Source organism: Bacteroidales bacterium (assembly GCA_014860575.1).
Classification (GTDB): Bacteria; Bacteroidota; Bacteroidia; order Bacteroidales; family JAAYJT01; genus JAAYJT01.
The window spans coordinates 74,027-86,763 of sequence record JACZJK010000057.1 but is presented as its reverse complement, the minus strand read 5'-3'; the positions used below and the strand labels follow the sequence as shown (position 1 = coordinate 86,763).

General features: G+C 45.9%; 8 protein-coding genes. 4 read left to right on the top strand and 4 right to left on the bottom strand.

Going from position 1 to position 12,737, the window contains the following annotated elements:
* Window positions 1-77 precede the first annotated feature (77 nt).
* Together IH597_15835 and IH597_15830 are read left to right on the top strand one after the other, a co-directional pair.
* Window positions 78-5,681: a hypothetical protein gene (locus tag IH597_15835; GenBank protein ID MBE0663928.1), complete on the top strand. Its 5,604-nt coding sequence runs from the start codon at window positions 78-80 to the stop codon at window positions 5,679-5,681.
* 449 nt (window positions 5,682-6,130) lie between these two features.
* Entirely contained in the window at window positions 6,131-6,931 is an 801-nt protein-coding gene (locus IH597_15830) for a hypothetical protein (protein MBE0663927.1), read from the top strand.
* A 151-nt stretch (window positions 6,932-7,082) separates the two neighbouring features.
* On the opposite strand, the gene IH597_15825 is transcribed toward IH597_15830, so the two are convergent.
* A complete protein-coding gene (locus IH597_15825) occupies window positions 7,083-7,667 on the bottom strand; it encodes a YqgE/AlgH family protein (GenBank protein ID MBE0663926.1) in 585 nt (194 codons plus the stop codon).
* A 104-nt stretch (window positions 7,668-7,771) separates the two neighbouring features.
* On the opposite strand from IH597_15825, the gene IH597_15820 reads away from it, so the two are divergent.
* Both IH597_15820 and murD read left to right on the top strand, forming a co-directional pair.
* The gene (locus IH597_15820; protein ID MBE0663925.1) at window positions 7,772-9,154 is read left to right on the top strand and encodes a hypothetical protein; all 1,383 of its coding nucleotides are present in this window, start codon (window positions 7,772-7,774) and stop codon (window positions 9,152-9,154) included.
* Entirely contained in the window at window positions 9,138-10,532 is a 1,395-nt protein-coding gene (gene murD, locus IH597_15815) for a UDP-N-acetylmuramoyl-L-alanine--D-glutamate ligase (protein ID MBE0663924.1), read from the top strand. The genes IH597_15820 and murD overlap by 17 nt, the downstream gene beginning before the upstream one ends.
* Window positions 10,533-10,612: 80 nt before the next feature.
* Here murD and IH597_15810 read toward each other — a convergent pair whose 3' ends face one another.
* The 3 genes from IH597_15810 to IH597_15800 all read right to left on the bottom strand — a co-directional run bounded on the left by IH597_15810 (window position 10,613) and on the right by IH597_15800 (window position 12,686).
* Window positions 10,613-11,074 (bottom strand): 30S ribosomal protein THX, encoded by a 462-nt coding sequence (locus IH597_15810; protein MBE0663923.1) that lies wholly within the window; start codon window positions 11,072-11,074, stop codon window positions 10,613-10,615.
* Between the two features lie 66 nt (window positions 11,075-11,140).
* Window positions 11,141-11,839: an RNA methyltransferase gene (locus IH597_15805; GenBank protein ID MBE0663922.1), complete on the bottom strand. Its 699-nt coding sequence runs from the start codon at window positions 11,837-11,839 to the stop codon at window positions 11,141-11,143.
* 25 nt (window positions 11,840-11,864) lie between these two features.
* Window positions 11,865-12,686 (bottom strand): hypothetical protein, encoded by an 822-nt coding sequence (locus IH597_15800; GenBank protein MBE0663921.1) that lies wholly within the window; start codon window positions 12,684-12,686, stop codon window positions 11,865-11,867.
* Between the last annotated feature and the right edge of the window lie 51 nt (window positions 12,687-12,737).

Sequence of the window (12,737 nt, the reverse complement as noted above, 5' to 3'; positions counted from 1 at the left end):
GCAATTTCCCGAAAATCGAGTCTGCTATTCCATTTTCATTAATTTTACCGTGAAAACTAAACCAATTCCTCCCCACTATGAAACCCCACTTCCCTACCTCCCTCAGCATCCTGGCTGCCATCGCAATGATATTATTATTTGCCACTTGCAAGCAATCGCCAACAGAAACGACAGAAGCAACCCCAGAAACCCCCGTCTTTAACCCCGCCATCGCGGCTTTTACTTCTGGGACTATTTCCGGGCAGTCTGCCATTCGTGTGGTGCTGGCTGAGGATTATCCTGAGTTGTTGGCGCCCAATACACCGGTTGGTAAAAAGGTTTTCCGCTTTAAGCCTGACATTGAGGGCGAGGCTTTTTGGGCCGACAGTCGCACCATCGAGTTCAAACCGGCCAAAACATTGCCGCCTTCCACCATTTACCAGGCAAGCTTTTTGCTGGCTGAGCTGCCGGGAATTGATGCGGATGCCAAAACATTTGATTTCAGCTTCCAGACCATAAGCCAGGGTTTTATTCATGAAATAGAGGGACTGGTTTCCAAACACAAAAACCGCAGTGATTGTTACCTGCTCCGCGGTCTGCTGCGAACTGCAGATTACACCAGTCCTGATATTATTCAAAAAATGCTGGAAGTCAATGCCGAAGGCAATGCCCTGCCTGTTACCTGGATGCATGAAGCGGATGGCCGCATCCACCGCTTTGAAGTGGACAGCGTCCCACGCCAAAACCAGGGCTATAAACTCCGCCTGCAATTCAGTGGCAAACCCATGGACCTTGATGTGAACCAAACCCACGACGTTGACATCCCCCCAAAAGATGTTTTCGACATCATCAACATTTCGGTGGAGCAATTCCCCCGCCAAAGCATCATCTGCCGCTTTTCCGACCCGCTCGACGAAAAGCAAAACCTCGACGGCCTGATACAAATTGTTGATCAAAGAAACATACTCTTCACCATCAACCATAACATTCTCACCATACATCCTGCATCGCCCCTCACCGGTTCGCACAACATGGTAATAGACGCTGCATTGCGAAATTATGCTGGGCAAAAGCTGACAAAACAACACAGCGAAAGCATCAATTTTGAACCCGCCAAACCCGAAGTGCGCCTGCCGGGCAAAGGCGTTATCCTCCCGAATTCGGGCAGCCTCTTGTTGCCTTTCGAAGCCATCAGCCTGCGGGCAGTGGAAGTACGTGTTGTAAAACTCTACGAGGAAAACATTCCGTATTTCCTGCAATCCAACAACCTGGGGGGTAACAATGAACTTAAGCGCGCCGGCCGCCTGATACTAAAAAAAACCATATTGCTTGGCAAAGACACCCCCGTTGATCTGGGCCGCTGGAATACTTTTTCGCTTGACCTCGCCAACCTCATCGAGCCTGACCCCGGCGCGATTTACCGCATCGAGATGGGTTTCAAAAAAATACATTCCGCCTATCCCTGTGCGACATCGGAAGAACTGCCCACACAGTCGGAAATTGATGCTATGGATAAAGCCGATTTTGAGCGCGAAGTCAAAGCTTATGACTTCAGTCAAACGTACTGGTATTATGACGATTATTACTATGAATACTGGGATTACGAAGGTGATTATAACACCTGGTACCAGCGGCGCAGCGATCCCTGCTATCCGCAATATTTTGGCAGTCAACACAATGTTTCGCGTAATATCCTCGCTTCCGATCTGGGTGTGATCGCCAAGCAGGGCAACGATGGCAAGCTCACCGTGCTGGTTACTGACCTCATCAGCGCCAGGCCCATGCAAAACATATCGGTGGAGGTTCGTAATTTTCAGAACCGCCCTATCGCCGAAGGCAGCACCAACGATCAGGGCATGCTTGTGCTCGAACCCGAAGGTTTGCCTTTTCTTGTGATCGCAAAGCACGCCAAACAGCGCGCCTACCTGCGTGTGGGTGAAGGATTGTCGTTGCCCGTGAGCAATTTCGACGTTTCAGGGGATGTGGTACAGCAGGGTCTTAAAGGCTTTATGTATGGCGAACGCGGGGTGTGGAGGCCCGGCGATACGCTCTTCCTCACCTTCATCCTCGAAGACCGACAGAAAACTTTGCCGCAGAACCATCCGGTCAGCTTCGAGCTGCTCAACCCCATGGGTCAGACCTACGACCGCATCACCAAAACCCAGGGCATGAATGGCTTTTATACTTTTACGACCCGTACGGCCCATGATGCACCCACCGGCAACTGGACTGCAGTGGTACGCGTGGGCGGCGCTGAGTTCAGGCAGCGGATCAAAATCGAAAGCATCAAACCCAACCGCCTCAAGATTGAGCTGGATTTTAACCGCAAGATTATCACACAGGCGCCTGCTACCCGTGCCACCCTCAAAGCCGAATGGCTGCACGGCGCCACAGCCCGAAACCTCAAAGCTGATGTAAAAGTAAAGCTAAGCCCCGCCAGAACTCAATTTTCTGGATGGAACGCTTATCAATTTACCGATCCTACCAAAATTTTTATAACAGAAGAAAAGACCCTTTTTGATGGCACGCTCGACGAAACAGGCAATACAAGTTTCATGGTGGATATGCCTGGCAGCAGCAATGCCCCCGGCATGTTATCTGCATTTTTTGCGACCCGGGTATTTGAAGAAGGCGGGGATTTCAGCATTGATGGCTTTGAAGCGCCCTTCTCACCTTACGACAGCTATGTGGGTTTGAAACCACCGCCCACAACCCAGTACGGCATGCTCGAAACCGGGCGCGACCATCTCATTGAACTAGCTTCTGTTGATCTTGATGGAAACCCGCGGAGTGAGCGCAACCTCTATGTTGAAGTTTTTAAAATAGACTGGAACTGGTGGTGGAGCACTTACGATCGCAACCTGGCTCATTATATGCGTCAGCAAAGCAGGGTGCCTGTATTTAGTTATAACGTTGTGGCAACAAATGGCCGCGGTTCCTGCAACATTAACATTCCCGATAGTTTGTGGGGTCAGTATTATGTAAAGGCAAGCGATAACCTCAGCGGCCATAGCACAGGGTTCATCCGTTATTTCGATTGGCCTTCAATGGCAGGTCGTGCACGCCGTGCGGCACCCGAAGGTTCAAGCATGCTTACCTTCACCCTCGACAAGGAGAAATACAATCCCGGCGATGTTGCACTTGTCACTTTCCCTTCAGCAGCGGGCAGTGCAGCCATTATAAGCATCGAGAACGGTTCGCGCATTCTTGATATTTTCAGGGTGGGAACCCAGGAGAAAGAAACCGTGGTTGAAGTACCTGTTACCGGTGAAATGATCCCCAATGTTTACGTGCACATAAGCTTGTTGCAGCCTCACGGGCAAACCGTCAATGATTTGCCTATCCGGCTTTACGGCATCCTGCCCATGATGGTGGAAGACCCGGACACACGCCTGCAACCAGTCATTGCAATGCCCGATGTGCTGGAACCGGAAAAGCCTTTCAAGGTCACAGTCAGCGAAAAAAACAACCAGGAAATGACCTTCACCCTTGCTATCGTAGATGAGGGACTACTCAGCCTCACGCGCTTCGCAACCCCTGATCCCTGGGAGAAATTCTTTGCCCGCGAAGCCCTCGGTGTGAAAACTTGGGATTTGTACGATCAGGTGATCGGCGCTTTCGGCGGCAGGTTCGAACAAATGTTCAGCATCGGCGGCGACGATGAGTTTATACAAGGAGAAGATGCGAACCTGGCCAACCGTTTTAAACCGGTGGTGAAATTCCTCGGCCCCTTCACCATCAAACCCAATGAAATGAAGGAACTCAGGATCGAGCTGCCCCAGTACGTGGGTTCAGTGCGAACCATGGTCATAGCCGGCAACACCAAAGCATATGGTTTCGCTCATAAGCAAACGCCTGTGCGCAAACCTTTGATGCTACTGGCTACCTTGCCTCGTATGCTTGGCCCCGGCGAAACTTTCAGCCTGCCTGTAACAGTTTTTGCGATGGAACCTGCGATACGAAGCGTGGAAGTTAGCATTCAGCTAAGTGATATTTTCAGTTCCGGCTCGCTCACGAAAACCGTTCTTTTCGAAGAGCCTGGTGATCAAACCATCTTTTTTGAGTTTGGAACCAAAAGGCAGACCGGTATCGGCGCTGTTCAGGTTAAGGCAGTTTCGGGGAATCACAGCGCTGCCCATGATATTGAGATCGGCATCCGCAATCCGAACACAACACAAACCGTTTCAACGAAAATATTGCTTGAAGCCATTGAAAGCAAAGAAATGGATTATAAACTTTTCGGTTTGCCCGGAACCAACAGTCTGAACCTGGAACTCAGCACCATTCCGCCTATTGATCTCACAAATCGCTTGCGATATCTGTTGCGATATCCGCATGGCTGTTTTGAGCAAACCGTGTCGGGCGCTTTCCCGCAATTGTTTATTTCATCGGTGATCACACTGAACGATCTGGAGAAAAAACGCATTGAGATCAATGTGAAAGACGGGCTGCAGCGCCTTCGCTCTTTCCAGTTGCCCGATGGCAGTTTTACTTCCTGGCCGGGACACAATTATACCGATGAATGGTCAACCAGTTATGCCGGCCATTTTATGCTGGAAGCCGAAGCGCTGGGCTATGCCATTTCTCCGGGAATCAAAAATCAGTGGATCAGCTATCAGCAATTGGCAGCCCGTGCCTGGGGTCAGACCACACCCGCAACCCGTTATGCCTACCGCCAAAGCGATCTTGTGCAGGCTTACCGCCTTTTCACGCTGGCGCTTGCGCAGACCCCTGAAACCGGTGCCATGAACCGCCTGCGTGAACGTGCTGGCTTGTCGTTGGCCGCCACCTGGCGACTGGCTGCCGCATATGCTTTAATAGGCCAGCAAAGCGTTGCACAAAATATGATTCGGGGCTTGGACAAGGAGATCAAAGAATACACTGATTTTTCGAACACTTATGGTTCCAGGGAACGCGATTGGGCGATGATCCTCGAAACCCTGATCTATTTGAATGAACGCGAAAAAGCATATGAGATATTGCAGCAACTCAGCGAAGCGCTGAGTTCCAATATGTGGATGAGCACACAAACCACGGCTTATTCGCTGCTAGCAGTATCGAAATTCCTTGGTGGGGATAAAACCTCACATGAAATCAATGCAAGTATAAAACAGGATGATGAAGCAAAGAAGAATATTAAGGAAATAACCAAGATTTTTGACGTTAGCCTTTCTACTGCGAACCTACAAGGGAAAATACAAATAGAAAACCGCAGCAAAGCGGTGTTGTTTGCCAGGCTTTTAGCTGTGGGCATTCCCGCGCCCGGCGATGAAATTGCTTCCGAAAGCAACATCCAGGTAAGCATACGCTACACCGATGCTGCCGGAAAAACACTGGAAGTTAGTCAGCTGCGGCAAGGCTATTATGTTGTGGCAGAGATTTCAGTCACCAATCCTTCGCACACCCGCAACATCACCGATATAGCGCTAACACAGGTCTTCCCTTCGGGTTGGGAAATTGGCAATCTCCGCCTTTTCGATCAGGCTGGTTCTAATCCATCCCATTTCACTTATCAGGACATCCGCGACGATCGTGTGATGACTTATTTTGACCTGGGCGCAAGGGAAAAGAAAACTTTTAAAGTCTCGCTCACCGCGGCTTACCTGGGCAAATTCTATCTTCCCGCTCCCCAGCTCGAGGCTATGTACGACCGCAGTATTCATTCAAATGGTAGAGGACGGTGGGTTGAGGTTATTCGTTGATTGTGATGCAGTGATGCTGTTACAGTGGTTTAGTAGTCAATTAGTTAATTGGTCAATTGGTGGGATGATGGAGTAATGTATTGTTATTTGTGCTGTAGTGATACTGTGAAGCAGTTTTGCTGAAATGCTTGTTTTGGCCGCGTCCCCCTTTGGAAAAGGGGGCCAGGGGGATTGACCTTTTCTCACTTCAATTGTTCGGATGTTCACATGTTCAAATGTTCTATTGTTCCGTTGTTCGCTTCAAACTTTCCAGCCAATTACTGACAAATCCCCCTAACCCCCTTTTTTCTAAGGGGGAATGGCTCCGTGCCTATGACATCCAGTTCAGCACTTTGCCTCATTATTTTGGACTTTGAATTTTAGACTTTGGATTTTGAACTTTGAATTTGGTAATTGGGTCTTTTACCTATATTTGCCCTCAATTAAAAATCAATATTAATAAGCAACCAATGAAAGTCAACTCCTTCATACTTTGGACTCTTACGATCATTTTAACCACTACAACCTTTATCTATCAGCGCCGCACCGGCCCCACCAAGCCTGTAAGGGGCAAGGTTGAAATTGCCGGTGAAACCATAAAATATCGCCTGATCCGTACCCATGAAACCGGCGCCGATGCCGCAATTTGGGTCAAAGTTGAAAATCCTGAAATAGGCGGAGCATTAAAATACCGTCGCTACAAAAGTTACGACGCATGGAGTGAGGTCCCAATGGTTCGTGCCGGGGATAGCCTCGTTGCCTACATTCCGGAGCAACCATCGGCCGGCAAGGTGATGTACGATGTATTTCTTGTTCATAATCTAAAACGGACCCAACTCAATGCCGAGCATGTGGTTATGCGCTACAAAGGCGCTGTACCAAAAGGTATACTAATTCCGCATGTCCTGTGTATGATTTTTGCCATGATCTTTTCCATGCGCACAGGCTTTGAAGCCCTGTTCAGACGTCAAAATACCTATCAACTAGCCTGGTTAACTGTGATTTTCTTATTCTTCGGGGGTATTGTTCTCGGCCCGTTTGTGCAAAAATTTGCTTTTGGCGCTTACTGGACCGGCTGGCCGTTTGGAACTGACCTCACCGACAATAAAACAGCTGTCTCATTTATATTCTGGCTTATAGCGCTTTACCGGTTGTATAAAAACCGGGCAGAAAGATTATGGGTCATTATTGCCTTCGTGGTATTACTGGCAGTTTACATGATCCCGCACAGTATGCTTGGTTCAGAAATTGACCATACACTTGTTGAATAATGTAGAGTGAGAATGGATATTTGAGGCTTGTCCGAAAAGATGTTTAATGTGGCTAAAGCCTCACAAACTGCTATATTCCAATTTTCGATTGCTGAAGCCAACGGAAAACGCTGAAGCCAGCGGAAAACCATCATTCGAAACTGACAAGCCCTTAGTTAAGCAAAGGATCTGGTGGATAATTAGCCCATAGCACGAAATCTTTACCAAGAGTCCTCACTATATCGCGCCATAAATTATCAGGATTGGCAAGAATTAGTTGCTCAGTTGATGCAGATGAAACTACCCATGAGTTTTCATCAAGTTCACGGTCAAGTTGCTTGCTTACCCAACCTGCATAGCCGATGAAGAAACGAATATTGGAGGGATTTAGCTGATCCAAAGTCATCATTTCCTTGATCTGTTCTATATCTCCTCCCCAATAAAGTCCGTCGAGGATTTTCATGCTGCCTTCGATTTTATCGCCGAGGGTATGGATAAAGTAAAGGTTACTGGTTTGAACCGGCCCACCAAGGTAAAGCGGTGCATGGAAATTTGGGAATCCTTTGATCACATCATTGAAACGCACGTCAACCGGTTTATTCAGGATCAGGCCAAAAGTGCCTTCATCGCTGTGATCGGCAAGCAAAACCACCGAACGCCTGAAATAAAAATCCTGAAGTAAAGGTTCGGAAATAAGAATACGACCCACTGCCGGAGGAATATGGCTGATTTTTTTATTTTCTTTTTTTGCTGACATGGCTAAGGTCAACTATCGTTTATTTAACGTTTGCGCTATGCAATTGTTATTTTTGCATTTCGTTTGTCAAGGGTAAAAGTAAACAATTATTATACCATTTCTGTATGAAGCACCTTCAAAATAATTATGATCATTTACGCCATGAATTTCCATACTTTGTGAACGAAGGCTATCATATTGAGCATGCTGCGAACACAATTCAGGTAACATACTCATTTAACCTTTCCGGGAAAATCAGGTTCGAACCCAGTTTTAGCCTAGTTTTGAACAGTCTTTGTTCAAAATCAATACCTCAGGAATTCCTTGATAATCTTGTATTTCATATTGGCATGGTGGAAATGATCAGCTATTGGAAAGCAAGCTGCTCACCTGAAATAATTATCAAATCTTTTTACCTCGAACCCAATGCGCTGGCCTGGTGGAAGAAATTGTATTATCATGGCCTGGGGGAATTTTTCCACATCAACGGTATTAAGCCCCAATTTGATGATTTTTTGACATTTGTATGTGAACCTCTCTCAAGTCCTGAAAAGTATTCAATTGATCTCGCTGACACCAGCCTGCTCCCTATTGGTGGCGGAAAAGATTCAGTTGTAACGCTTGAAATTTTGCAAAGCGCAAACAAAGCTGTGATTCCTTTCTTTCTGAACCCTACCAAAGCTTCTCTGGAAGTCGCCCGGGTAGCTGGGTTCGAAGAGGATCAAACCATCATTATCAAACGAAACATTGACCCGGAATTGTTGCGACTGAATGATCAGGGATTCATGAACGGCCATACGCCTTTTTCGGCTATATTGGCTTTTTATTCGCTGATCCCTGCTGCTTTGACGGGATCGAAAAACATTGTGCTCAGCAACGAAAGCAGCGCCAATGAGCCAACTATTCCCGGAACAGAGATCAACCATCAGTATTCTAAAAGCTATGACTTTGAAAAGGATTTCAGGGAATATTGTGCAAATTATATCAGTGATGATTTCACTTATTTCAGTTTCCTCAGACCGCTGAACGAATTGCAGATTGCAGCGCTTTTTTCAGGTTTCAATAAATATCATCCGGCTTTCAGAAGCTGCAACGCAGGAAGCAAAACTGGGATCTGGTGCGGGAAATGCCCAAAATGCCTTTTTACCTTTATTATCCTTTCCCCTTTTCTTGAGCCGGCTGAACTTGTTGAAATTTTTGGCAGCATTTTACTGGATGATCCAAATTTGTCGTTCTACTTCGATCAGCTTTGTGGACTGGAAGAGGAAAAACCATTTGATTGCATCGGCACCATTGATGAGGTGAATGCGGCGCTTCGCGCCGCATTCAAAAAATACCGCGTTGATAATCTCCCGGTTCTGCTGCAACATTACAAGCAGAGCCGTAACTACACAACAGATAATGATAGTACTTTCAGGGATTTACTAACTCAATTCAATTCCCGGCATTTTATTCCTGATCATTTCCTTCAAACGCTAAAAATCCGCCTGAATGAAAGAATTTCTTAACAGCAGGATCGAAGGAAAACAGGTTGTGATCCTGGGGCTGGGAGCCGAAGGTAGATCCACATACAAGCTTCTTCGGAGACTCTTTCCTGAACAAATCTTCACACTTGTTGATCGCCGGGAGGAATTGGCAAATGACAAAGAACTCAAACACGCCGCAACTAAATTTCAATTGGGACCGGCTTATCTTGCCAACCTTGGTTCCTTTGACCTGATCATCAAAAGTCCTGGAATTTCTCTAAGCCAATTGCCAGCCAATGTTCCATCGCAAAAGCTTACTTCACAAACCGCTTTTTTCCTTGAGGTTTTTCGTGATCGCACCATTGGTATTACCGGAACAAAAGGCAAAAGCACGACAGCAAGCCTTATTTTTCATTTGCTTACTGCCGCCGGAAAGGACACTTTGTTGATCGGAAACATCGGAGTGCCTCCGTTTGATGTGCTGGATCGTATAAAAGATGACACGTTGATTGTGTTTGAGCTGTCATCACATCAACTTGAGGCGGTAAAGGTTTCACCGCATATTTCCGTACTGCTGAATATTTACCAGGAGCATCTCGATCATTATGCCAGCTATCAGGCTTACCAAATGGCCAAATACAATATTGCCAGGTGGCAAAAACCCGGCGAGTTCTTTATATATCATTACAATGATTTGGAGATCCCCGCTTTGATCCATGAAATAATGCCGGTTTCAAATCTGCTGCCATATGCTCTGCATGAAGAATTAGGGGTTCACACCTTTATTTCAGAAGGGGAGGTGTATGCGAAAAAAAGTATTGTGCCTGAAAAGATTTGCAATCTGAACGGTAAAACATTTCTTAATGGCGACCACAACCAGTTGAATTTACTTGCTGCACTTTCTGCCTGTCATACCGCCGGTGTGGAAAGCAAATATTTTTGCAGCGCACTGGATACTTTTAAAGGATTACAACACAGGATGGAGTTTGTAGGCGAGTTTGGCGGGATCAAATTTTATAATGATTCCATTGCTACCATCCCCGAAGCAGTAATCTATGCGCTGGAAACCATTGGTGATGTGGATACACTTATTCTAGGTGGGTTTGATCGTGGCATTGATTACAGCAAACTAACGACTTATCTGGGCAAGATTTCTTCAAAGAATATCTTCCTGACAGGCAACGCCGGCAAAAGACTTAAAAGTGAGCTTGAATCCGGTTTCCCGGGCCAACATAACTATCAATGGTTCGACGATTTCGACGAAATGATCTCTGCAGCCATTACATCAACTGCCAAAGGCCGCTCATGCCTTTTATCGCCGGCAGCCGCCAGCTACGATAGGTTTATGAATTTCGAGCATCGTGGCAAGCGGTTCAGGGAAATAATAAAAACTCACTTTACCAAGCTAGAAAATCTTTAACTTTTACGGGGGTTCACAAAAAAAAGACGAAGAACCCGGAATTCTTAATCTTTTAAGTTTTCAACAGTAAAAATCAGCAGCTACTCAGCTTCAGGAGTTTCTTCTGCCTCTTCTTCTTTCTTTGCCTTAGGCTTGGCGGCAGCTTTTTTAGCATCATGTTTTTTCGCTGGTTCCTCACTGGCTTCCGGCGCGGCCTTCACCTTTTCCTTAGCCTCCGGCTTTTCCTCTACCTTTTCCTTTGCTTTGTCTTCAGCTTTTGCCTTTGCCTTGTCTTCAGCCTTAGCCTCAGCCTTTTCCTCTACCTTAGTCTTTTCTTCTGCCTTTTCCTCTACCTTAGCCTCAGCCTTAGCCTTAGCCTTCTCTTCAACCTTAACATCAACCTTTTCCTTTACCTTGTCTTCTATCTTAGCCTCTGCTTTAGTCTTTTCCTCAGCTTCTGCTACTGCCGGTTTCTTATATTTGCCCTTGTTTCTCTTGCGGCTTACACCAAAACTACCGGCAATTATCTTACCCCTGCGGGTTTTTTTGTCTCCTTTTCCCATACAATCAATGTTTTATAATTATCGAAATAAGTTGCTGGCGTAAAAGTACAAAATAAAGTGAACCTCTCAACCGGAGTTGCAGGAATATTGTTCCTTAAGAAACCTTGTTTCAATCAAGTATGCATTTTTTATTACCTGTCTGACCCATTCAAGTTTGGTTTCAATGATTTCAGTTTCATCAAGTTGCCATTGAACGGGCGACCTTCGCAGTTTCTCTGTCAAATGGTAGAGACATAATGCAGCCGAAACAGAAATATTCAGGCTTTCTGTGAACCCATACATCGGAATTTTAACGAAAGCATCGCTCATCTCCAACGCTTCAGTAGTAAGTCCGCGCATTTCGGTTCCGAACACAAGTGCTGTTTTCTGATCCAATGGCAGTTCATCAAGTGTAAAGCCATTCTTATGTGGCGTGGTAGCGACTATTCTGTAGCCTTTTGATTTTAGTTGCTCAAGACAATTGCGCGTGTTGTGTTCTGACGAATTGTATTGAACAAGGTTGAGCCATTTGCTCGAACCTAAAGCTACATCAGGATTTACCTGATATTTGTTGCTGTTTTCAATAATGTGAATGTCCTGTATGCCGAAACAGTCGCAGGAGCGCAACACAGCGCTCGTATTGTGAGGTTGAAAAATATCTTCCAGCACAATGGTGAGGTAGCGCGTACGGTGCCGGATTATCTCGTCGAATTTGTTTCTTTTGTTATCAGAAATAAATTCAAGCAGGTAGTTAAGAAGTTTTGTATTTTGAACCACGTCATTCATTATGGAAAGTTATGCTGATGGATCACTATTCCTCGTTTTCTTCCATGCTGTCTTTCATTTGTAACAGCAGGATTTCGGACAATGAAGTGCTTGTGAAATTAACCGGTGGAAGATACAAAGCCGGGTAATGCACAAGTTTTTTGATTTCTGTTACCTCGTTGATCTCTGTCACATAACCGTTGTATTTGATTGACTTCATCGGAAAGCCAATTTCAAGTAATTTAAGATACTCTGATGATAAAACATACGCACTGCTGGCAGAGGGCATGGCAAGTTTATGGAGGTATTCATAAAACCTGCTCATGCTGAACGCGGAACCTGGCTTAACCGCTGGGGCAATAAAGATATCTTCAACTACTTCGTCTTCAAAAACAACCCTGTATTTGAATGAGCGGTATCCGGCAATCCTTTCAAGATCATTGGTTTTGATGATGTCAGGGATTGCACGATGAATTGAGAAATCCTCATCTTCGCTAAACTGATTGCTGGATTCAAGTAAGAACTCTTTAAAGCGTTCTCGTTCTGATTCCGGCATTGCTCTGACAGCCTCAGCTATCTGGCCTGGTGTCAGAGTTGAAAAACCTTGCCTGAATTCATCAACCGTACCTTGCCAGTATAATTCGTGAGGGTTCAAAATGAAAAATAATTCAAGGCTTTTCAAATCAAGGATCAGCGTATGCGATTGTTCCTGCAGCCTTATTTTTTGCCCTGAAATGTGAAGCTGCCTGGTACTTACGCTGCTATAAGGAATAATGGTTCGTTGCTGTATCAGCCAACGCGGCTCAGCGGCATCCATTGTAATGCTGAATGCCAAAGACATCAGTAAAATCGCACCATTTCTTTTCATGCTGAGCCGCTGGTTTTTAATTGCTAACGGTTGCAAAATTATAGTTATAAA